Here is a 22066-nt window from a genome sequence, read left to right as displayed (position 1 = left end):
CCCGAATGCCTCGCGCGACACCGCTCAGCCTCTATCACGCGCTCAGGGAGGGCTATCTTCGCTATTTCGACACGGCATTCTGGCTGCGCGACCCGTTGCTGATGGCGGAGCGCAGCGCGCTTCTCCGCGAGGAAGGGCTAATTTTCCAGGAGCCGCTTCTCGAGACATTGCTGCCCTACCCGGACGGGCCAACCATTGCCGAAGCATGCGCAGCCGCAGGCGTGGACGAGCGCTCGGCCGAGCGGCTTTCCCATATGCTGTTCCCCGACGCGCCGGACCGGCGCCTGCGCCCCCATCAGGCTCAGTCGCTGCGCGTATCTCTATCTCGCAACCCCGAGGCCAAGCGCAATGTCGTGGTCACCACCGGCACTGGATCGGGCAAGACGGAGTGCTTCCTCCTGCCGATCCTTGCCCGGCTCCTCGTTGAATCGCGGGAATGGGGCATGCCCACCCCGATCAATCCCTGGTGGGAGGATGCTGGCGCGCAAGGGCCTTGGCGGCACCTGCGCGAGGCCGGGCAGCGGCCCAGCGCGCTACGTGCGATTGTGCTCTATCCGACCAACGCGCTGGTCGAGGATCAGGTGACGCGCCTCCGCCGCGCGCTCCAGGCCTCGGTGGAGAGTCCAGGCGCCCCCGCTTTCTACTTCGGCCGCTATACCGGTGTCACGCTTGGCAACCAGACGCTGCCGGCGCTGGCTGACAATTCGTCCACGCAGGAGGTTGCCCAGCAGATTCGTGCGATCGAGGCTGAACTGCGCGGCATCCGAGGGCGCGAGGCCGACCTCATCTCGCAATTCTCCGACCCGCGATCGGGCGAGATGCTCACCCGGTGGGACATGGTGAGCGCCGCGCCGGATGTGATGGTCACCAACTTCTCGATGCTCAACATCATGCTGATGCGCGATGCCGAGGAGCCGATGCTCGCCTCCACGAGGCGCTGGCTCGAGGAGGACCGCTCGCGCTGCCTGACGCTGGTTGTCGATGAGCTTCACAGCTACCGGGGCACCCAGGGCACCGAGGTTGCGCTTGTGGTGCGCAACCTCCTCCGTCGCCTGGGGCTGGCGCCCACCTCGCCTCAGCTGCGGTGCATCGCCACCAGCGCCAGCCTCGATGGCCAGGCAGGCCAGGACTATGTCGAGCAGTTCTTCGGCGTTCCACAGGAGACATTCGAGATCATCGAGGGGAATCCGGTGCCGCCGCCGGCGAATCGGCGACTCGCGGCAGCAGATCTTGCTGGGCTCAGCAGCCTGGGCAGCGAGGCACTGGCTCAGGCGGCGCAGGAGCGCGGGCTGATCGACGCGCTTGCAGGTGCGGCGCTAAGCGACGGGGATGACCGTCCCAAGCCGATCAGCGCGGTCCGCGATGCGCTGCTCCAGGACCCGGACGACGATCAGGCCATCGCGGCGATGGAGGGGCTGCTCGCGAGCATAGGCGAGGTCGATCCGGGCTTCACCTCGCCTCGGTTCCGCGCGCATGCGCTGGTGCGGATGATCCGCGGCTTCTGGGCCTGCAGCAACCCGGCATGCGACCAGGTGGAGGAAAGCTTCCGCAGCGCTGAGCGCCAGATCGGCAAGCTTTACCCAGCGCCGCGCGCGCGGTGCGGCTGCGGCGCGCGCGTGCTCGAGCTTCTCTACTGCTTCCAATGCGGCGAGCCCTTTCTCGGGGGCTTTGTAAGCAGCGACGGCAGCGCCGCCGCGCCCGCAGACGAATGGTACCTGAACGCGGGCCCGCGATCGGTTCCAGCACGCGAGGTCGAGCTCGTGTTCCGCCGGCGCTACGGGCAATATATGTGGTACTGGCCGCGCCCCGCGCCGTCGGGCTCGGGCTGGTCCAGGACGCCTCCTGGCGCGCAGGGCCCGGTCCGCTTCTCTTTCGACAATGCGGTGCTGGACCACGGGCTTGGGCTGCTGCGCAAGGCGAGACGCTCGGAGCAGCCTACCGGCTGCTTCATGCGGGTAGCGCGGCAGGCCGAGCACGACGCCGCAATTGTGCCTGCGCTGCCCGATCGCTGCCCGCATTGCAGCGAGAAGGGCTACAATCCTGACAGCCCGATCTTCTTCAGCGGCATCGTGCGCACCCCCATCCGTGCGCACACCACCGGCACCGGCCAGATCACCCAGATTCTCACGGACCGGCTCGTCGGCACGCTCGGCGAGCGAGGCACGCCCGCACGGACCATCGTTTTCACCGACAGCCGCGACGACGCCGCCAAGGTCGGCGCGGGGCTTGAGCATAATCATTACCGGGACCTGATGCGCCAGCTGCTCAGGCGCGCGATCGCGCCGCGGCAGCAGCGCTCGATCGCGATGCTGATGCGCGAGGGCGCTGCCGGCCTTCCGCTGGACCAGGCTGAAGCGGAGCGTCTAGCGCGCGCTAGAGCGCAGCATCCCGAGGCATGGGCAGCATACCGGCTGCAGGCGCGAGGGGTGGCGGAGCTCGAGGACGAGGCAGTGATCGCCCAGCTGGAGAGCGCCGTCGCCGCGGCGCCTGACCCCTCCTGGGGCGAGGTGCTTCATGAGATCGAGCGCGAGATGGTCGCGCTCGGCGTCAACCCGCCGGGACCCAAGGTATCGCTGCGCTCGATCCAAGGCATCGACTGGTGGCGCTTCTACGATCCTCCCGCCGGTGAATGGGATCGCCTTCCCCCAGGACCTCTCGATGCGCGCGCGCATCGCCACCAGCTTGTGCTGGCGCATGAGCTTGCCGATGTCATCTATGACCGCGCCGGCCGTGATCTGGAGTCGATCGGCGCAGCGTTCCTCGCGCCTGCCCAGACACTGGAGGGGCGGATCCCCCTTCCGGGCAGCGTAGCGAGCGAGGTCCTCGCCTCCGCGATCCGGATCATCGGGCTGCAGAAAGGCTATAATGAGGATCCGACAGCCGCGGCGGGCGGGTTCGTGCGCACGGACATGCCGCCCAGGCTGCGCGATTACCTCGAGGCGGTCGCGCTCCTGCATCAAGCTGACGCCGCGCAGCTGAAGCAGAAGGTTGAGCAGGCCCTTCAGGACACGGGCATTGTGAGCAGCGAGTGGAAGATCCGCACCGAGCGTACCGGCGACCTGCCGCTTGTGTTCCGCTTGCCGGCCCGCGAGGTCGCCTATCGCTGCACGCGATGCGCGCGCGTCCATTGCCATCGCAGCGCCGGCATCTGCACCAATCACGCTTGCCTTCGGTCGGAGCTGGCCGAGATCCCGCGCGAGGCTGACATCGACGACTATTATGGCTGGCTGTCGCGCCAGGAGGCGCACCGGCTGCGCGTCGAGGAGCTCACCGGCCAGACCAAGCCGCTCGAGGAGCAGCGCCGGCGCCAGCGCCAGTTCAAGGGCGCGCTGCTGGGTCCGCCGCGCGAGCATCCGCTGATCAGCAGCATCGACGTGCTGAGCGTGACGACGACGATGGAGGTCGGCGTCGACATCGGATCGCTGCAGAGCGTGGTGATGGCGAACGTTCCGCCGCAGCGCTTCAACTATCAGCAGCGCGTCGGCCGGGCAGGCCGTGCTGGCCAGCCATTCTCGTTCGCGGTGACGCTCTGCCGCGACCGGACGCATGACGACTATTATTTCAGCAATGCGCGGAGAATGACCGGCGACCCGCCGCCGCAGCCTTATCTTGACCTGCGCCAGGACGATATTGTGCGGCGCGTGATCGCGGCAGAACTGCTTCGGCGTGCCTTTCTCTCGCTACCTACCGACCAGCGGCCGGGGCGGACAAAGGACAGCAACCATGGCAGCTTCGGGCGCCGCGGCGATTGGCAGCAGCGCTATCGCGCCCCGGTCGCAGCCTGGCTTGCTGCAGCACCCGAGATCCCGGAGGTTGTCGAGGGCCTGCTCGCATGCAGCCCCGGGGACGTAGCTGCCCGCGCTGCCAGGATCATCGCCTGGGCGCGCAGCGAGTTGGTGGACAGGATAGATCAGGCAGTGCGTGATGATCGCCTGATCCAGGAGGAACTGAGCGAGCGGCTCGCGACTGCTGGCCTGCTGCCGATGTTTGGCTTCCCGACGAGGGTCCGCCCGCTCTACGAGCGCCCCCCGCGGAGCCGGCGCGATGACGAGGCAGCCAAGGTGTCGGACCGGCCGATGGACATGGCCATCTCAAGCTTCTCGCCGGGCGCGGAGACGCTCAAGGACAAGATGATCCACGTTGCCTGCGGGTTCGCGGCCTATGATTTTCGGGGGCCGAACGTGATCCCGATCGATCCGCTTGGCCAGGCGGTCACGCTGTCGCGCTGCCGCAGTTGCGACGCAACTGAGCTTGGCGCCAGCCAGCCAGGCCCGTGCACGGTCTGCGGCACAACAACCGAGATCATCCCGATGCACGAGCCGCGGGGATTCCGGACGCTCAATGAGCCGATCGACTATGATGAGCAGGCTGAGCGAGGGCCTATGCTGCCGCCGCCGCAGCTTGGGCTGATGCCGCCCGATGTGCCCGGCCTCACGCTGGGCGGCTTGGCGCTGCAGCCCATGCCCAGCGTCCCTGTCGTACTGCTCAACGACAATAATGGCCGCCTGTTCACAGCGACCCGGGATCGCGACAGCGTCAATGTGTGGGACCCGTCGCTCTACTCGCCGAAGGTCGATCTTGGCGGTCGCGCGATGCGGGATGACCTGCGCTTCGCGATCGGCAGCATCAAGACCACTGACATCCTGCTGATGGCCTTGCGGTCGGCGGAGGTTCCCGGGCCCGATGGCGTCATCGACGTCGCCGCGTTGCCAGCCGGCTTGGCCCTGATCTGGTCTTTCACCGAGCTTCTTCGGCGTGCGGCGGGGACCGTGCTCGACATCGACCCCGCCGAGCTTCAGGCGGGCCTTCAGCCGATGCGCGTCGGTGCCAGCCAGACGCGCCGGATATTCCTCGCGGACAGCCTCGAGAACGGCGCCGGCTATGCCCGGCAGCTGGCGCTGCCGGCGCGGATGGAGGAGGTGCTGGAGGCCATGCGGACAGGATCTGCAGCGCGCTTCATGAGCGCGAGGCACCGCCGCGACTGCGACAGTTCCTGCCCAGACTGCCTGCGCAGCTACGACAATCGTTTCCTCCATTCCCTGCTCGACTGGCGGCTCGCGCTCGACGCAGCGGATCTCGCCGCCGGACTTCCGCTCGATGCATCGCGCTGGCTTGGCGATCAGGACGCAGAGGCGGCGGCATTCGCCAGAACGATCGGGAGCGACCGGCTGCCGATCATCGCGCGGCGAGTTGGGCCGCTGATGACGCTGGAGGCACCCTCCACCGGCTCCGTCCTCATCCTCGCGCACCCCCTATGGCGAGGGATCAACGAGCTTGCCCACTGGACCATCGCGCAGCGCGAGGCGGTCGACGCGATCCTCGCTGAAGGGAACGATGTGACCATCGACTTCCTGGATATGTGGCAGCTTCGGCGCTCGCCGGAGAAAGCATTCCTGAAGCTCGCCCAGCCAGCAGGCTTCCCTGTATGATCGAGATCATCGGCCCGGAGGATCGTGAGGAGCGTCGTTACGCCGAGCGGCTAGCAGCACGGCTCCGCGAGGCTTGGCCGGACATTGAGGAGAGCGATGACCTGATCAAGATCGCCGCTTGCGCCAAGGTCTTCGGTGGCCGCGTGCAGGACATCGACCTTGTCGTGCTGGCGCGCCTCAATGGGCGTCGCTTCCGGCCTCGGCGGATTGTCACCATCCAGGAGCGCGAGGGCAACCAGGAGCATCTTGGCGAGATCGGCCTTCGCAACATTGTCCTGACCATCGAACTCAAGAGCCAGGATCCGCGCAATGTCCGGTTCGATGGCCTTGGCGTGTCGGTATTCTACCAGCGCGACGGCTGGAAGAGCGCGACCGAGCAGTCGGTTGAGCAGATGCACGCATTCCTCAGCGATTGCGAGCAGCGCATCCAGGCTACGCCATGGACGATCAACCTGGTCGCGCTCCAGAATGTGGAGGAGGCGGCATTGCCGCGCCGCCCGCATAACATCTTGGCAGGAAACCAAGGGCTGGCGTCGATCCTGACCGCGCTGGCCGAACTGAAGATGCCCTATCGCGGCGCCGGGCCGATCCCGCAGCTGTCCTGCTGCAGCGACGATATCGCCGACAAGCTCGAGCGGCTGCCCATCTTCACGCCGCTCAAGCCGACCCAGCTCGACCGACGTCGCATGGAGCGCCTGGCGCAGCGCGCGCCGCAGCTTGACGCCTTGGAAGGCGATTTGGGGCAGAACGCGTTCATCCTCCGCGGGCATGGAGGTACGGGCAAGACCAGCCTTCTGCTCAACCTCGCAAGCCGCTCCTACCAAGAGCGTGGCGCTCGCTCGCTGCTGCTGACCTACAACCAGGCGCTTGCCGCGGACCTACGGCGGTTGATGGCTCTCACCGCGACCCCTGGCTCCGACGATGCTGGTGGCATCCGCGTCGAGACGGTGATGACACTAGTGGGCCGGGTCCTGCAGCGCTTCGACCTGCTGCGCGAGGACGAGGACCTGCTGGCAGAATATGCTGCGCGAGCTAGGACGCTTGCCGAGTTGCTGGCGAGCGGCGACATCTCCGAAGAGGACCTGGCCGAGCTTCGCCGGCGCGAGCCAGACCTGTTCCGCTTCGATCATGTGCTGATCGACGAGGGCCAGGACTGGCCGCCGAGCGAGATCGAGATCATCCGCTCGGTCTTCGGACCGGAGCGAATCGTTGTAGCCGACGGGATTGACCAGCTTGTGCGCGGCGACCCGGCAAGCTGGCGCTACGGACCGGGCGGCGACCTCGTGAAAGTCGAGCGGCTGAAGCAGAGCTTGCGCATGAAGAGCAACCTCGCAACCTTCGCGAGATTCGTGGCGGCTGATCTTGGGGTCCCTGGCTGGGATCTTCGCCACAATGACGAAGCGCCCGGTGGAAAGGTGCTGCTGATTGAGGGCGACCTGCTTCGCGTGCCTGCGCTCCACCACGCCCTGCTTGCAGAGGCAGCTGCAGCCGGCAACAGCCCGATCGATTGCCTATATGTCGTCCCGCCTGAGCTCGCGCGGATCGGGGCAGATAGGCTGAGCAGGATAGCAAGCTTTCTCGCAGGCCAAGGCATCAGCTGCTGGGACGGCACAACCTACGACATCCGGCGAGACATGCCGCGCGATGTGATGGCGCCTCGTATCGTGCAGTATGAGAGTTGCCGCGGCCTCGAGGGCTGGACGGTATTCATGGCAGGTCTTGATCGCTTCTGGGAGTATCGCGTTGCGGCGGCCAAGGCGGGCGCAGCCGAAGCGCTAGCGCTCCCCGAGGAGGCAGCACGCCAGCGTGCGGCGCAATGGATGATGATCCCGCTGTCACGTGCAATGGATACGCTCGTCCTAAACGTCGCGCGTCGTGATAGCGAGATCGGCAGAATGCTGGAACGGGCTGCCCGTGCCATGCCTGACATTGTGAACTGGGCCGATTAGCCCTCTGCTCGAGGATAGGAGCGCTGCCCTTAAGCGCCCAGCCCCACGTAGCTTTCGGCTTTATCTACGACGAAGGCGGCAGCGACTCACCCTTCCCAGCTAGAGGTCGAATGGCACCCCAACGGTAAGCGCGCGGTGGTAAACCCTGTGGCAATTTGAGCAGAGGCACTTCAGGTCCTCAAGCTTGGTCTCATGCCCCTCGTCCATGTCCGAGACGTGGATGCGATGGTGGTGGACCTCAATGCAGGCCTCACCGGCCTTCTCACCATATGCCTGGATGGGGTCCAGCTTGCACTTCTCGCAGAACAGCCGACCATGCAGGCGCTTGAACGCTTCCCTCTTCTCGTGTGCAAGCCCTGGGCGACGCTCCCGCTTCAAATGGACTGCTATCTTCGGGTTGCCCTCGATCCAGGTACGCTCTTCATCAGTTGGCACTATTCCCGCGACCGCTTGCCTTATCTCGGCTTCAGGGCGAGCAGGTCGTTCGATGCCTTTTCTCTTTGGTACGATCCATAGCCCAGCCTCCTCCAGAATATCGAAGCACGGTGTGCCCCACCCGGCACTGAAGTGTCCTGGCCTGGCCTTGATCTGCAATGCTTCCTCCAGCGCCAGCCCGAACAGCTTCTTGGGGGCATATCGCTGGCCGCTTGCGGTCACGGCGTCGTAGTCTCGCGACGGGTCGAAGCTAGAGCTCGAGCCAGCATCATCGCGAGCGAGCCGCTCGAGCGCCGCGTGCACGTGCTCAGGCCGGACCTTTCGTAACTCAGTAGCGGAAAGCCTTTCGGCGAGGTCAGTCGTTGCAACGCCAGCGCGAGATGCCGATCCGTCGTTCCCCGATGCAAGGTCCGTATCCTGAACCACCCTTAACCGGCGCTTGATCTCCCGATCGGATAACGAGACATCGATCCGGATTTTCTTGTTCTGGTTTCCCTGGTGGGGAGGGGCGTTCTGGCTCCGCCCGAAATTTCGCATTGCCTTGCGAATCTGCCGCTTTACCTCGATCAGCACACCGGCCTCGAAGTCAGCACGTGTTGCGAGAACACGCTCGCTTTCCGGGAAACGCTGGGACGGCCCGCTATCCATAAGCACCTGATCAATCACGACATCAGGCACATTGATTCTGTCGAAGATCGCGTCAAACGCAGGCACATAGTCGGGATTTCGCTCCCCGCCGCCGGTCCGCTGCTTTCCACTCCTGCTGTGGAGCGTGATACGCCCATTCTCGATTCCTACCTGGGCTTTCAGCAAAAGACCCCCGGCACCTTTCAGTAAGTAGGCCACTTTCAGGCTCCGACACGGGTGATCTGGCAGCGGGCTGACTTTGCAGCGATCGTGCCTTGCGAAGATCGAGGCTCTTTGATTTCAGCTGAAATGTCGAGATTGAGCTCATGCCCGTACCGGAATAACTACCATGCTAAGGGCGGCCTTTGGGCCGTTAGGCGGCAGGCAGGTTCTGGCGGACACTAAAGAATGGCCGTCGTTCGACGACCATACGCTTGGCGCGCGATCAGCGTGTGGGAGATCTGCAAGACTATGACAACGCAAGTGCCGTCTGATGACGTCAAGGCAGGACTGGCGAAAATTCGCGGGGCTCTCGACTGGATCGACAGTAAGCTTCCCGACGTGAAGATCGAGGGCGACCATCGCCATCGCATTCCGGCTCAGCTCTACGATCTGGCGCTCGAACATGCCGCGAGCATTATCAACCTCATCGATACGTGCCGATACGCCAGTGCCTTTGCGCTGGTGCGCTGCGAATTCGAGTGCTTCGTTCGAGGAGCGTGGATTCACCACCGTGCGACCGACGACGAGATCGAGCAATTCGTCCACAAGGACGAAATCAAGCCCAAGATGTGGCAGCTTATAGAGGCGTTAGAACAACATCCTCCGTTCGAAGACAAGTTTCTGTCGAAAGTTAAGGAAAAGGCGTGGGCGCCGATGAACGGTTATACGCACGGCGGCATCCACCAAATAAGCCGCCGGCTCGTGGGTGATGTAATCGAACCTGCATTTGAAGACGAATCCCTGTTGGAGGTCATTCAGTTTGCGGGCGTTATGGGCTTGATCGCGTTCGGGGAGATCGCTGCGATGGCTGAGCGCAAGGATATTGTCGCCGAAGCGCAGGCGATGATGGACAGCGGCGCGGCTCAGGTACTTCACGCCTGATCGATCGAAGAACAGCCACTCGCGCAATAGCGCCAGACTCCCTAGATGCTTGGCGCCATGGTAAGAGAATATGTCTCATCTGAAACGATCAAGGAAGGCCTGCGGCAAGATGTCCTCTGGCTGCTGATCACAATCTACTCATATGTGACTCGCCGGCGCTTCGAGGGTCTCGAGAAAATGTCCCGTGAGGCGTTCGTGGTGGACTGCATCCTTCTGGAAAGCGCAGCTAGGGATATCGTGGGCCGGCTAACTGCGCTCGACGACGATACCAAAAACAATCGGTCATTCCAGACGCTGTTCGCGGCCTTGAAGCGTGAAGGGCTGGATCCCAAGCGCACCAAGGATCTCGATACCAAGATCAAGGCGTACCGCAAGCTGGTGAACGATCTTAAAGTCTCGCATCGCAACCGCTATATCGCCCATGTACATACGGACGTGGCAGTTGTTCCTCGCGTACTCGACGATCCGGTCTCTTTCGAGGCACCTGCCTCGCTGGCGGTGAATCTTCTCGACGACATCATCGGCCGTAGGGTTGGCTACACGTTCAGCATGGCTTCGGATCTCAAGGTCGACCTCCGCAAGGCGCTATCGAACAACCTGGAGGGCAACGAAGACCCAAGTTCGCTTGCTCTGCCCTGATGGACGAGCGAGCACGGGACCGGGACCTCGTTTGCGCCGCTTAATGTCCTCTTCCGGATGCGGTGATCAAGTCTGAAGCGGCTGAGATTGGCGCGAAAGTGTCCGGCGGCTCTCCTACTTGGAAATGGCTTACTCGGCGTTCGCTGAAGTCTCACGGTCGGCCCGGGAACGGCAGTTAAGGTTCAACCTCGGGCGTTCGGTGAACCTGCTGGTATTCCGATTGAACTGCTGCTTCCGGGATCGACCATTTGGCCGGCGAACGACAAAAATTAAGTCGCAAAACTGCCAAAGTTACGAGAGCTCTCGGCAGCGCCCGTTCGTCAAGCAGCAGCACTGCGTTCAAGTGCGGCGATATGTTCCTCGCAGATGACCTGCACGGTGCGGCCAAGCTCCTCCACGCGCTCGCCCAGCCAAGCCAAATCCTCGACGCTGATACGGTAGTGCTTCGAGTAGCGCGCCTTTACGTAGGCTTCTTTGAGCTTTTCGAAGCGTCCGCGGTCGGCGCGGGTATCGCGCGGCCAGGCGTCGATAAGGCGAGGATCAATCCGCTCGGCCTGCGTCCGGAGGAAACCGAGATTGTGAACGTGCGGTGTGTAGAAAGTGCAGACCAACAACACGCAGTGGTACAGAAATTCAGAAGTTTGATGGAGGTCGAACGCTGCTGGCTTTAGAAAGCCTCTCTCCATGCCCAGCTTGGCAAGTTCGAAGCGCTGCATGGATGCCGGGAACCACTCGTCAAAATACTCCTGCGCCATCGCCAGTGCCTGCTGCGGCGTCTTCGGCTTGGGCTCGTGCAGCTCGGTGCCATCGCTTTCGTACAGCGCGATCCCGTCCCGGGCGACGTCCATGAAGAAGTAGCGGCCGTGTGCCAGCCCGTCGTTCACCTCATGCAACGTATGCACGATGAAGTTGACCGGCGTGCGCAGCGTCTTGGTGACTGCCAGCTCGCGGTTCAACCGATCCTCGGCCGTCGACCAGAAGGCAGCGCGGTCCGTCAGCTTCTCGTGATTGACGATGATCAGCAGATCGAAATCCGACTGGTATCCCTTCGCCGTATGCGGCTCGTCGACCCAGCCTCCACGCGCATAGCTGCCATAGAGGATGACCTTGAGGATGCGCGCCTGGCGCTTCCAGTCGACCGTCGCAGTCGCGGTCGCGTCGCGAAATTCCTCGAACAGGATCTGCACCACGCGCTCGAGCTCGCGCTGCTTGGCGGGCGGCAGATGATCGAGATCGGTGCGCATCGGAGGAATCCTAGAGTGCCGGGGCGGCGATGCAACCGCCGGAAGCGCTATCAAGCGCCATTTCCGAGCGGTCGTCCATCAACGTCCACCGGCGCCGAAATCGCGACCCAGCCGCACGAGCGCGCTCGCGAGCAGTCGTTCGACCTCGTCCACGCCGATGCCGAGGCGGCCGGCGACGGTGGCAAAGTCGTGTTCGTCGACGGCATGGAGCAGAAACACCGTCTGCTCGGGTTCGGGCAGTGCAGCCACCGCGGCGCCTATGCGCGCAACCAGTCTGGCATCGATATCGGGCATCGAAAACGCTCCTTCCCGCCGGCCCGACGGGACCGGCAGCGACGCACACCGGGCGCGTCATCAGCGGCGGCCCGCACCGCAGGGCGAAGCGCGAGCGGAGCACCCGGCATCGCCGGGTTGCGGGGCGCCGCGGCGCGCCAGACACGCGGCGCCCGGTCCCGGCCGGCTAGGGAGCGGCTGACACGATCGATGCGGGTGTTGCGAACGTCTGCGAAGTGACGCAGACTCGCCCGTGCAGCGCGGTTTCGAGCCGGCAGCCCGCTGCGGACTGACCGCCAGGCATCAAGCGCTTCCGGCCATCACGGTCGGGGGTAATCTCCAAGGCACCGCCCGGCACGAGACAGGCTCTCGTGCGATCGACTTTCCTCGCCCGCGCACCGCGCGGCGGCAGCTGCTCGCGGTAGCGCGATGCGGCGGCCGAATGACGACCCTGACCAGTCGCCCGGTGGCGGCGGCAACGGCCAGGCACGCTTCGATGTGCTCTACCGCGAGCAGGCACCCCGCCTGCGGCGATGGCTCGACGCACGTCTGCGCTCGAGCGAGGAAGCCAACGACCTAGTGCAGGACGCATTCGCGCGCCTGCTCGGCTCGGGTGCGCGCGACGGCCTGCGCCAGCCCGAGGCGTTCCTCAACCGGATCGTGCGCAACCTGCTCATCGACCGATCGCGCCGCGTCTCGAACCGCACGCCGCACGTGCCGATCGACGAGGCGAACGAGCCCGCGACCCGCGCAACCCAGGAGGACGCCATCGAGCTCGCACAGATGCGGGAACGCTATCGGACCGCGGTCGACGCGCTGCCGCCGCGCACGCGGCAGGTGTTCCTGCTGCACCGGACGGATGGCCTGGGCTACAAGGACATCGCGACTCAGCTCGGCATCAGCATCCGCACCGTGGAATGGCATGTCGGCGAGGCGCTCGTGCGGATCGGCAAGGACCTGGGGCAATGACCATCGCCGACGGGCAGGCGGAAGATGGCGGCGATGCGCTCGCCCGCGAGGCCGCGCACTGGTTCGCCCGCATGCGAAGCCCCGATGCCGAGGACAGCCGCGCCGAGTTCGAGGCATGGCTCGCCGAGGACTCCCGGCACCGGGCCGCGTACAATCGCACCTCCGAGATCTTCACGATGGGGAAGCTGCTCGCGGAGCCGGACGAGCCCGTTTCACCTCCGGCGCCGACCCGGCGACGCGGCGTGCTGGCCGTGGCCGTGGCGACGGTCACCGCCTGTGCGATCGGCATCGGCGGATGGGCGGCCCTGCATCATTCGGGACCGGCACCGGACCAGCGCGAGACCGTTGCCGCCACGACTGACCATCGCAGGATCTCGACGATCGCCGGGGAGGTGCGCGTCGTGCGGCTCGCCGACGGCTCGACCGTGCGCCTCGCCGATGGGACCGTCCTCGATGTCGATATCGGCGGCCGGCAGCGCAGCCTGAGACTGTTGCAAGGCCAGGCGCGGTTCGAGGTCGCGCACGAGCCGCGCCCCTTCATCGTCTTTGCCGGCGGGGGAAGTGTGACCGCGCGCGGCACGATCTTCGAAGTCGCGCTGACGCGTTCGGGCAAGGTCGATGTCCGCCTCCTGCAGGGTGCCGTCGATGTGACGCTGCCCCGTGCGCCGGCTTCGCCGCAGCCGGCGATACGCAAGCTGGTGGCCGGCGAGGGCGTCTCGTTCGTGGCGCAGCCGGACGTCCCGGCGACGCCCGCGGCACCCGCCGGCGCAACGTCGGCGCCATCCGATGCGCGCGAGTTCGAGGCGACGCCCGTCGCCGAACTGGTCGCACTCGCGAACCATGGGGCTTTTCGTCCGATCCGGCTGGCCGACGCATCGCTCGCCGGCCAGCGCGTGTCCGGGCGGTTCCGGGTCGACGACACCGAGTTGCTGGCAAGGCGGCTTGGCGCGCTGTTCAACCGGAGCGTGGACACCAGCCGGGCCGGCGAAATCGTGCTGGCACCGGCAGGCGCCCCCATTCCCTAGGATATCGGTAGCGGCACCTGCGCTGGGAGAAAGCCGGCAACCGAGGCGGCCGGCCTGGCGAACCCCGCGATGATGATTAAGTCGATTTCGGAGTAATCGGCTTTTTCAGTCCGATATGGACAGTATATCATCTGGAAATAAAACTGTCACATAGATCAGTGCGGCCGGGTGGCCACCACTATGTCCAAGCCTCGCGGCCAAAGGTGGTGGCGCATGTTCCAAGACATGCTTTTCCCGCCCGGCTTCGATAGCGCAAGAAGCCTGGCTGAAAACAATCGGATTATAATTCGATTATAAACTACTCATATGTGACCAGCCCGGTACATTGGGTCTGGTCATGGCCATGACGTTTCTCGTGAATGGAGGAATGCCATGAAAAGCGAACAGACCATCGAGCTCGGTGTCGTGAGCACCGACACCAAGGGCCTTCCGGTCGGCGCCGCCGACACGGAGTTCGGTCACCGCAAGCAGATCGAGCTCAGCGACGACTGACGGACCTGGCGCGTGCCCGACGGGCACGCGCCCTTCCGGCGCATCCTCATGTCGCTCACCCTCCGCCCCGGTCTGTCATGGTGCGTCTGCGCCGGCCAGGCCGTATTCCTGGACCTGACGTCCAATCGCTATTTCCGCCTGCCGGAAATGCCCGACGAGCTCTTCCGGCGCTGGGCCGCCGGCGAGATGCTCGCCCCCGACGAGCTGGCGCCGCTTCTCGACTGTGGAGTCATCGAGGCGGGGGACGGCAGCCGCAAGGCCGCCACGACGCATCCCGCCGCCGCGCAGGACTACGCCCTCGGCAACGCGCGCGGAGGCGCGGCCATCGACGTGATGGCGGCGGTCACCGGCCAGCTTCGAGCGCGCTGGTGGCTGAAGCTGCGACCGATGGCCAGCATCGCCGCCAGCCTGGCGGGCGAGCGTCCCTCCACCGCTGGCGACGCGCAGGACGAGGCACGGCAGCGCCGGGTCGCGGGCGCGTTCGTGGCCAGCGCGATGCTGCTGCGCGCGGACGACCAATGCCTGCCCCGGGCGATCGCGGCGCGCCGGCTGTGCCAGCGGCACGGCCAGGAGGCGGCATTGGTCTTCGGGGTCCGCCTAGAGCCCTTTGCCGCCCATAGCTGGGTCCAGTGCGGCGACGCAGTGATCGTCGGCGAGCTGGAGAATGTGCGGCTCTACACTCCCATCCTGGTTCTGCCATGAGGCCGCGCTATCTCGTCCTCGTCTCGACCGGCGCCGAGGCCGCCGAAGGCGCGCAGCGCATCGCCGAGCAGACCGGCCTGAGGCTCGCGGGCTGCACGCCGCGCTTCGCGGTGCTGGTCAACAAGGCGTGCGGCTGCCTCGAGATCGATGGCGACGGCGTGGTGCTGGGCACGCTGTTCCACCGCCACGGGCCGGCGCGTGCCATCCAGGCGCTAGGCGATGCCGAGCGCAACGTGCTGGCGCGGGGCGGGACCGAGGCGCTGCTCAAAGCCTATTGGGGCGGCTATCTCGCCGTTCGGATACAGGGCGGGGCGGTCGAGATTCTGCGCGATCCCTCGGCGGCATTGCCCTGCTACCGCGTGCACGCCGGCGGCATGGCCATCCTCGCTTCCGACGTCGAGCTGCTGGAGATGGCCGGGGGCGCACCCGAGGGCGTTGCCTGGGATGCGCTCGGGCGGATACTCTATTCCTGCGGCCTCCCCACGATCGAGACCGCGCTCTGCGGCATCACGACACTCTTGCCGGGAAGCTGTGTCGCGCTGCAGGACGATACCGAGCGCGCGCGCCCGGGCTGGTCGCCCTGGGACTTCGTCGCGCCAAACGCCGAGGAAGAGGCAGCCACCACAGCCGAGCGCCTGCGCAGGGTGGTCGAGCAGTGCGTCGCCGCCTGGGCGTCGCTCTACCGGCACCCACTGCTCAGCCTGTCGGGCGGCCTTGATTCTTCGATCGTCGCGGCGTGCCTCGCCCGCGCCGGCAGCAGCGCGACGTGCATGACCATGTACACCGACGATCCGATCGGCGACGAGCGCGGCTTCGCGCAGACCGTCTGCACCGACCTCGGCCTGCCGCTGGTCGACGCCCGCTACGATCTCGATGCCGTCGATCTCGGTCACGCGCTCGGCGCGCATCTGCCACGCCCCCTGGGGCGGGCGGAGGCCCAGCCCTACGAGACGTCGCATCGCGAGGTCGCCTCCCGCATCGGCGCGGATGCGTTCTTCACCGGCAATGGCGGCGACAATGTCTTCGGCTTCTCGCAATCCGCCGTCGCGCTGGCGGACCGGGCCCTGCACGAGGGCCCCGGTGCCGGGGCGTTTGCCACGCTACGCGATATCTGTCGGCAGACCGGTGCCGGCCCGCTCAGGGTCACGCGGGCGGCGGTGGCGATCGCCAGGCGACCGCCCGCCTATCGGTGGAAGCCGAGCCCATCCTTTTTGCACCCCGGCCTTATCGCTTCGCTCCGGGATCTCGAGCTTTTGCATCCCTGGCTCGAGACTCCGCCCTGGGCGTTACCAGGCAGGGCGGTCCATATCGCCGGCTTGGTGCGTGCGCATCCGACGCTCGAGTCCGATCGCAGCCGGATTGCGCCGGTGATCAATCCGCTGCTGTCGCAGCCGATCATCGAGGCCTGTCTCGCCATCCCGAGCTGGCAGTGGCGCGAGGGCGGCCGCGACCGTGCGATGGCGCGGACCGCCTTTGCCGACCGGCTTCCGTCCGCGATCATCGAGCGCCGGGTCAAGGGCACGCCCGATCCGTTCTGCAGCGAGATCGTGCGGCGCAGGCGCGACGAACTGCGCGAGCGACTGATGGACGGGCAGCTCGCCAGCCATGGGATTCTCGATCCCGGCGCGATCGAGGAGGCTCTCCGGCCCGGGCGACCGACCGCCAGCGAGCAGAATGTGCGCCTGCTCGAGCTGGTCAATGTCGAGGCATGGGCAACCGCCTGGTCGCCCCGTCGCCGCGGCACGCCTGGCCAGCTCGGGTACCAATGACTGCACCAGCAAACAGGAGACTGAAGATGCATATCGAAGACAGGAAGATCGTCGAGCTCGGCAGCGTCAGCGCCGACACCCGCGGAGCCGTGATGGGTATCTCCGATCACGAGTTCGGATGGATGAAGCCCACCGGCTTGCACGACGACTGACGCGGGGCGAGCGGGCGCCCTGGCGCCCGCTCGAACCTGCCATATTCAGGGCGGCGGGGCGGTTGCCGTGGCGTCAGCCGAACCCGACATGCCGCGGCGAAGTGCCTCCCAATGCGAGACTTCTCCAGCGCGTCCGGGCGCCTTCACCCCATTCAGCCAATAGTCGAACCAGTCGATCGCCCGGGTATAGACCGCGAGCCGGTGCGCCGGCTGCCATTTGACGTGATGCTCGTCCGGGAAGACGTAGAGGTCGATCGGCCCGTCCAGCTCGCGCAGCGCCGTGACGCTCTGGAGTGCGACCCAATATTCGTCGTCCGATACCTGCGCGAGGACTGGCGCGTGGATATCCCGGGCATTTCGGGAGACGGAGAAGCCACGCCAAAATGCCCTGGCGGCTGCGTCGTCGTCGACGGTCCTGGGATAGCCCATCTGGTGGAACTGCCGCGCCGCCATCGGACCGACCCGGAGCGGTAGGCTGGTATCCCAGCAGCAGCTGCTCATCGCAAAAGCCGAGAACAGCTTGCTGTGGAGCAGCGCATACTGGACCGTGGACGCGCCATCGCTCAACCCGGTGATCCCGATCCGCCTGGGGTCGGCGATCCCGCGATCGATCGTCATGCGAACCGGGTTCTCGATCGCCTCGAGCACACTGCGCCGGTCGGCGAAGCCCTTGAGATTGATCTTTTCGGCCTCGACGGGGTCCGTGGTGGACTTGAGGCCGACCGAGCGCGGCCGATCGAAGCTCAGCACCGCGAAGCCCCGATTGGCGAAGGCCTGGATCGGATAGTCGTCGCCGGTCCCGCCGCGGAGGAAGCCGCGCGAGTTGTACTGGACGACGACGAGCGGGTAGCGCCGTCCCGGTACATAGCCGACCGGCAGGACGAGATCGGCGAAGGATTCCATGCCGAAGCTGTTGCGCGAGTGCAGCCGCTCGACATGACCCAGCTTGAGGCTCGCGAACTCGGGATTCGGGTCGAACAGCAGCGTGCGTCGTCCGCTGGCAGGGTCGAGCTGCTCGAGCCGTCGGGGCTGGAGCGATCCCTCGCGCAGGCAAATGAGCGTCGCATCCGTCGGTACGCAGCCAAGGAAAAGGTCCTCGGTCGCGTAGAGCCGGCGCACGCCGGGCGTGCCCGGCTTCCACTCGTAGATCGCGGTGACGCTGTTGGCCCAGCCTTCGCGGCGAACGAAGCGGACCTTGCCACCGACCCACCAGGGCTGGTTCGCCTCGCCGCATTCGGGCGCACTGCACGACAGCGTGCGTCCGCGCCTCGTCACCACCAGCCGGCCTCGCGAGGCATAGAGCGTCCGGGCCGGGACCTGCAGCCATGCCCGGTCGCCCACCGCGGAAGTCGCCTCGCTCCAGCTGCCCTCCTGCATCGCGCCCTTGTCGAGCAGCGCAGCCTCTCCGGGCGTCGCCGGGCGTACCGCCCGGCTGGCCAGGTCGAGATACCATGCCGTCCGCGCGATCGGCGCCAGCGGAAACGGACGATTGCTCGCCGCCGGCACGAAGCGGTCGTCATAGTGGAAGCCCGACAGCCCCTCCTTGTCGATCGTGGCCAATGCGTCGCGCAGGCCGGGCTTGGTCGCATAGACCAGCCCAAGGCCGTCGGCGGCAACCCGAAAGTCGTCCACGTCGTCGACGCTGTCCGTGACGGCTTCGCTGCCGCTGCCGTCCGCCCGGGCGCGCCACAGCTGCACGGCACCGCGGTCGCGCCGGCGATAGACGATCCATTTGCCGTCGGGCGACCAGCGCGGCGTGATCGGGTCGGCGAACCCGCTCGGGAAGCTCGCGACGCCGCGCGCATCGAAGCGAAGCCGGATGAAATCCCCGCCGCGATCGACCACGCGCACGGCGCCGGTACCAAGGTCCACCACCAGCATCGCCAGGCAGAAGCCGTTGGTGGCGGGATCGCCGCGCCGGAGCTGGAACGCTGCGTGTCGGCCGTCCGGCGAAACCGAGAACAGTCCCTCGTCCTGCTGGTTGGGATCGACCGGCCCGATGTCGCGCAGGCGGGCCAGATCCTCCGGCACGAGATTGCGGGCGGGGAAGCGTGCGCCGGACGGCAGCAGGTCGGTGCAGTCCGGGGCGGCACAGGCCGCCGCTGGCGCCAGGAGCGAGGCGGCGACGGCGAGCGCCATGCGAAGGCTCACCATTGCTTGGTCACCGAGAAGCTGACGAAGCGCCCGATCGGCGACTGGTTGGTCGAATCGAAGGGGATGGACGAGGCCGACGAGTTGCGGATCGGGTCGGGCTGCTCGCCCAGCACGTTCTGCAGATTGAGCCGGAATTCCAGGTTGGCAAGCGGGCCGTGCTCTATGGCGGGGCGAAACGCCCCGCTCAGGTCGAGCGTGGTGAAGGCACCGATCGTCTCGACCTGGGGGAAGCGATTGTCGAGGGTGCTGCCGACATAGTTCACCGAGGCCGAAACCTGATATTCGCGGCCCTGCCAGCTCGCCGAGCCATGGGCCCGGAAATGCGGCGGGGTGAAGATCAGGCCCGCACGCCCCTCATAGGGCTGGCCGGCGACGGGCTGACGCTTGCCGTCGAGATAGCTGGCGGACGCGGCCAGCTGGAGCTGGCTGCCGTCCCTGAGCGCCGTGCTATAGTCGATCGCGAGATCGACGCCGCGGGCATGCTCACGCGCGGTGTTGCGCAGGCTGGAATCCACTACCGCTGCGACCTGCGCCGGGTCATAGGCTTGGCTGCTCTGGTTATCGAGACCGAGCGGCGCCTGCGCGATCAGCTCCTGCAGAAGGGAGGTGCTGGGGGCGAAGGTAACGAAGTCTGCGGCGACCGGGTTGGTCAGCGCCGTCGTGAAATCGCTCACCGCCTCGGCGATCCGGCCGCGATAGTCGATGTCGAACCAGCTCGCCTCGATGCGCAGGCCCTTCAGGAGGCGCGGTTTGAACTCGATCGACAGCGTTGAGCTGGTCGCCCGCTCGGCACGCAGGTCGGGATTGCCGCCGGCCAGGAGCAGCACGGTCGAGCCTGGAGGCAGCGCCGGGGCGGGCTGCGGCGAGAACTCGCTCTCGTCCAGCAGGATGGCTTCGCGCGACTGGTTGACCTGCTGCAACGTCGGGATCTTGAACGAGCGGCCCCAGCTATATTTGAGGGTGACGTCGGGATGCGGCGCATAGACCAGGCCGAGCTTGGGGGTCGCGACCGCGTCGATCCCCTTATAGTCCTCGTAGCGGACAGCGGCGCTGAGGCACAGTGCGTCGACCAGCGGCATGCGATTGGCGGCGCCGACCAGCGGCACAGACAGTTCGCCATAGCCAAAGCGGCTTTCCCGCCGCTCGACCGCGTCGCGCATCACCTGCGTGACGCCGCCGCTGGTCGCCCGGACATTGAACGCGAGCCGGAATCGCCGATAGCCGCCGCCCAAAGCGAGCCGCACGTCGCCGCCCGGCAAGCGGACCAGCGGGCCCTCGGCGCTCGCCTCGAAGTTGGTGAGATAGTCGTCATAGGCGGTGCGACCGACCAGCAGGGCGCCGCCCGTGTAGCGCATCGCTGTGCTGACGGTGGCGCTCTCCCCCTGCGTCACCTCGAGCGTCGCCTCCCAGCCGCCGCCGGGCCGGAGATGCAGTGACGGCGTGATCGCATAGGAGCGCACGACCGGCAGGTTGACCTGCCCGAAATAGGTCGCCGGGTCGGTCACCGAGAAGGCGTTGGTCTTGCGCGCGCGGCGATCGGCGAGCTGGGCGTCGAGCTCCAGCGATGCCCAGCCGGCAAGGTCCTGGTGCGCGGCAAGCACGCCGCTGACCTGCCGCCCGCCGCTCGCGATCATCTGCGAAGGATGAAGGCCGCGCGAATAGTCGCGCTGGTCGGCGTAGACCGGCGTCGTCTTGCTATAGTCGAGCGCGGCCATGAACCCGCCGCCGGTCCAGCGCTTGCCGCCGACCCCGGAATATTGCTGCTGGACGTTGCCGCCTTCGGTCGAGGCGCCGACACGGGCGCTGGTCTGGAGGCCATCATAATCGCGGCGCAGGATGAGGTTGGCGACGCCGCCCACAGCGTCCGAGCCGTAGAGAGCGGAGGCTCCGTCGGTGATTACCTCGATGCGATCGAGCGCCGCCAGGGGGATGATCGAGATGTCGACGCCCTGATTGACGGCGTCGTAAGGAAGGCGGTGACCATTGATGAGCGTCAACGTCGCGTCCGAGCCCAACCCGCGAAGGTTGAGCGTCGTCGCGTTATTGATGTTATTGTATCCGCCCTGGTCACCGCCCCCCGCGACCCCGGGGTTTTGCCCTCCGGTGAAATTCTGCGGGATGATCCGCGAGATGCTTGCCATGTCGGGCAGGCCCTGTTCCTCCAATCCCCGCCGCGTCATCACGATGACCGGCGACGGGCCGCTGGCACCGCGGATGCGCGTGCCGGTCACCGTGATTGGCGTATCCGCGCTATCCTCCTCGGCCGCTTGAGGACGCACCCGCACGACCAGCGCCCCAGCCTGCTCCTCCACGATCAGATGGCTGCCGCCGATGGCGAGACGCACCGCCTGCTCGACCGTGAAGCTGCCCCGGACCGCCGCCGACCGGCGCCCGCGCACGTCCCCGTCCGCGAACAGGATCTCCCGACCACCCTGGCGTGCTACGGCGCGCAGCGCCGTAGCTAGGTCCTGTCCGGGCAGGTCGAAGGCCGTCGGCGCCTCCTGCGCGCAGGCCGGTAAGATAACCATGCCGGTGGGGAACGCGGTGGCGGCGAGCAGCGCGGCGCATAGCGCCTTTTTCGAGATCGTCATTCTTCCCTCCCATCGCCGGTTGTTCCGGCGTTGGGGGGATTGACGCGGCGCAGGATCAACTACGGGGCCGACACGAGAATATTTTTCGCTGGCCCTTGGACCGAGCACGACGGAAGCCTTGAGGCGAGCGGTAGCATGCACCCTCCGGGCTTTATGATGTTCCTTTTTTGTTCTAACGATCGGGCATGGATCGATTCGCACCCGACAGCGCGGCGCTCGGCGCCATCATTCTCGATGCGCCCGCCTGGGCGTTGATCGGACTCGCCATGCGCGATCTACGATTGCGGCAGCGCGCGGCGCAGGAGATCGCGGAGACCTTGTTGGATCGATTGGATCGACCCGTGCCCGTGGAGCACCCGGACCAGCTTCTGCTCGAACTGTGACGCTCGCGCAAATCGTTGGCTGGTTGCGCTCGCCTCTCCCTTGGAGGCTGGAGGTTCGGTTCACGAGCCGGCCCGATGCGGATGGCACTCGCACGGTATGGACAATACCTGCTCTAGCCCGCGCCTTCG

The 22066-nt window shown here is 66.3% G+C and carries 15 protein-coding genes; 10 read left to right on the top strand and 5 right to left on the bottom strand.

Features of this window, described 5'->3' with window-relative positions:
- Positions 1–5 precede the first annotated feature (5 nt).
- Positions 6–5429, top strand: a complete 5424-nt coding sequence (locus tag ACZ1I5_RS22245) for a DEAD/DEAH box helicase (protein ID WP_465171404.1) — start codon at positions 6–8, stop codon at positions 5427–5429.
- On the top strand, positions 5426–7378 hold the full coding sequence (locus ACZ1I5_RS22240; protein ID WP_465171403.1) for a DEAD/DEAH box helicase: 1953 nt from the start codon (positions 5426–5428) through the stop codon (positions 7376–7378). The genes ACZ1I5_RS22245 and ACZ1I5_RS22240 overlap by 4 nt, the downstream gene beginning before the upstream one ends.
- A gap of 99 nt (positions 7379–7477) precedes the next feature.
- Here ACZ1I5_RS22240 and ACZ1I5_RS22235 read toward each other — a convergent pair whose 3' ends face one another.
- Positions 7478–8659 (bottom strand): HNH endonuclease, encoded by a 1182-nt coding sequence (locus tag ACZ1I5_RS22235; RefSeq protein WP_465171402.1) that lies wholly within the window; start codon positions 8657–8659, stop codon positions 7478–7480.
- A 252-nt stretch (positions 8660–8911) separates the two neighbouring features.
- Here ACZ1I5_RS22235 and ACZ1I5_RS22230 point away from each other — a divergent pair, with 252 nt between their 5' ends.
- Entirely contained in the window at positions 8912–9544 is a 633-nt protein-coding gene (locus ACZ1I5_RS22230) for a DUF6988 family protein (protein ID WP_465171401.1), read from the top strand.
- Positions 9545–9589: 45 nt separating this feature from the next.
- A complete protein-coding gene (locus tag ACZ1I5_RS22225) occupies positions 9590–10183 on the top strand; it encodes an AbiU2 domain-containing protein (RefSeq protein ID WP_465171400.1) in 594 nt (197 codons plus the stop codon).
- Between the two features lie 320 nt (positions 10184–10503).
- Here the strand turns inward: ACZ1I5_RS22225 and ACZ1I5_RS22220 are convergent, their stop codons facing one another.
- Positions 10504–11427, bottom strand: a complete 924-nt coding sequence (locus ACZ1I5_RS22220) for a HEPN domain-containing protein (protein ID WP_465171399.1) — start codon at positions 11425–11427, stop codon at positions 10504–10506.
- Positions 11428–11505: 78 nt separating this feature from the next.
- The gene (locus ACZ1I5_RS22215; protein ID WP_465171398.1) at positions 11506–11721 is read right to left on the bottom strand and encodes an RNA polymerase sigma factor; all 216 of its coding nucleotides are present in this window, start codon (positions 11719–11721) and stop codon (positions 11506–11508) included.
- A gap of 408 nt (positions 11722–12129) precedes the next feature.
- On the opposite strand from ACZ1I5_RS22215, the gene ACZ1I5_RS22210 reads away from it, so the two are divergent.
- The 5 genes from ACZ1I5_RS22210 (at position 12130) to ACZ1I5_RS22190 (ending at position 16809) form a co-directional block, all read left to right on the top strand.
- On the top strand, positions 12130–12669 hold the full coding sequence (locus ACZ1I5_RS22210; RefSeq protein ID WP_465171397.1) for an RNA polymerase sigma factor: 540 nt from the start codon (positions 12130–12132) through the stop codon (positions 12667–12669).
- A complete protein-coding gene (locus ACZ1I5_RS22205) occupies positions 12666–13694 on the top strand; it encodes a FecR family protein (RefSeq protein ID WP_465171396.1) in 1029 nt (342 codons plus the stop codon). The genes ACZ1I5_RS22210 and ACZ1I5_RS22205 overlap by 4 nt, the downstream gene beginning before the upstream one ends.
- A 540-nt stretch (positions 13695–14234) precedes the next feature.
- Positions 14235–14888 carry a lasso peptide biosynthesis B2 protein gene (locus tag ACZ1I5_RS22200; protein WP_465171395.1) on the top strand — a complete coding sequence of 218 codons (654 nt, stop codon included), beginning with the start codon at positions 14235–14237 and terminating at the stop codon, positions 14886–14888.
- On the top strand, positions 14885–16657 hold the full coding sequence (locus ACZ1I5_RS22195) for an asparagine synthase-related protein (protein ID WP_465171394.1): 1773 nt from the start codon (positions 14885–14887) through the stop codon (positions 16655–16657). The genes ACZ1I5_RS22200 and ACZ1I5_RS22195 overlap by 4 nt, the downstream gene beginning before the upstream one ends.
- Positions 16658–16683: 26 nt before the next feature.
- Entirely contained in the window at positions 16684–16809 is a 126-nt protein-coding gene (locus ACZ1I5_RS22190) for a hypothetical protein (RefSeq protein WP_465171393.1), read from the top strand.
- Positions 16810–16854: 45 nt separating this feature from the next.
- Here the strand turns inward: ACZ1I5_RS22190 and ACZ1I5_RS22185 are convergent, their stop codons facing one another.
- Together ACZ1I5_RS22185 and ACZ1I5_RS22180 are read right to left on the bottom strand one after the other, a co-directional pair.
- Entirely contained in the window at positions 16855–18963 is a 2109-nt protein-coding gene (locus ACZ1I5_RS22185) for an Atxe2 family lasso peptide isopeptidase (RefSeq protein ID WP_465171392.1), read from the bottom strand.
- Positions 18957–21554, bottom strand: coding sequence for a TonB-dependent receptor domain-containing protein (locus tag ACZ1I5_RS22180; protein ID WP_465171391.1), 2598 nt, complete (start codon positions 21552–21554; stop codon positions 18957–18959). Before ACZ1I5_RS22180 ends, ACZ1I5_RS22185 begins: the two co-directional genes overlap by 7 nt.
- 185 nt (positions 21555–21739) lie before the next feature.
- On the opposite strand from ACZ1I5_RS22180, the gene ACZ1I5_RS22175 reads away from it, so the two are divergent.
- Positions 21740–21937, top strand: a complete 198-nt coding sequence (locus tag ACZ1I5_RS22175; protein ID WP_465171390.1) for a DUF6771 family protein — start codon at positions 21740–21742, stop codon at positions 21935–21937.
- Positions 21938–22066: the final 129 nt, after the last annotated feature.

The organism is Sphingomonas sp. BL-S-30 (assembly GCF_055521475.1).
This window is presented reverse-complemented; position numbering and strand designations above follow the sequence as displayed.

Coding starts and splice junctions, on each gene's coding strand:
- ACZ1I5_RS22245 (WP_465171404.1), top strand. CDS start 6: ATGCCTCGCGCGACACCGCTCAGCCTCTATCACGCGCTCAGGGAGGGC.
- ACZ1I5_RS22240 (WP_465171403.1), top strand. CDS start 5,426: ATGATCGAGATCATCGGCCCGGAGGATCGTGAGGAGCGTCGTTACGCC.
- ACZ1I5_RS22230 (WP_465171401.1), top strand. CDS start 8,912: ATGACAACGCAAGTGCCGTCTGATGACGTCAAGGCAGGACTGGCGAAA.
- ACZ1I5_RS22225 (WP_465171400.1), top strand. CDS start 9,590: ATGCTTGGCGCCATGGTAAGAGAATATGTCTCATCTGAAACGATCAAG.
- ACZ1I5_RS22220 (WP_465171399.1), bottom strand. CDS start 11,427: ATGCGCACCGATCTCGATCATCTGCCGCCCGCCAAGCAGCGCGAGCTC.
- ACZ1I5_RS22215 (WP_465171398.1), bottom strand. CDS start 11,721: ATGCCCGATATCGATGCCAGACTGGTTGCGCGCATAGGCGCCGCGGTG.
- ACZ1I5_RS22210 (WP_465171397.1), top strand. CDS start 12,130: ATGCGGCGGCCGAATGACGACCCTGACCAGTCGCCCGGTGGCGGCGGC.
- ACZ1I5_RS22205 (WP_465171396.1), top strand. CDS start 12,666: ATGACCATCGCCGACGGGCAGGCGGAAGATGGCGGCGATGCGCTCGCC.
- ACZ1I5_RS22200 (WP_465171395.1), top strand. CDS start 14,235: ATGTCGCTCACCCTCCGCCCCGGTCTGTCATGGTGCGTCTGCGCCGGC.
- ACZ1I5_RS22195 (WP_465171394.1), top strand. CDS start 14,885: ATGAGGCCGCGCTATCTCGTCCTCGTCTCGACCGGCGCCGAGGCCGCC.
- ACZ1I5_RS22190 (WP_465171393.1), top strand. CDS start 16,684: ATGCATATCGAAGACAGGAAGATCGTCGAGCTCGGCAGCGTCAGCGCC.
- ACZ1I5_RS22185 (WP_465171392.1), bottom strand. CDS start 18,963: ATGGTGAGCCTTCGCATGGCGCTCGCCGTCGCCGCCTCGCTCCTGGCG.
- ACZ1I5_RS22180 (WP_465171391.1), bottom strand. CDS start 21,554: ATGACGATCTCGAAAAAGGCGCTATGCGCCGCGCTGCTCGCCGCCACC.
- ACZ1I5_RS22175 (WP_465171390.1), top strand. CDS start 21,740: ATGGATCGATTCGCACCCGACAGCGCGGCGCTCGGCGCCATCATTCTC.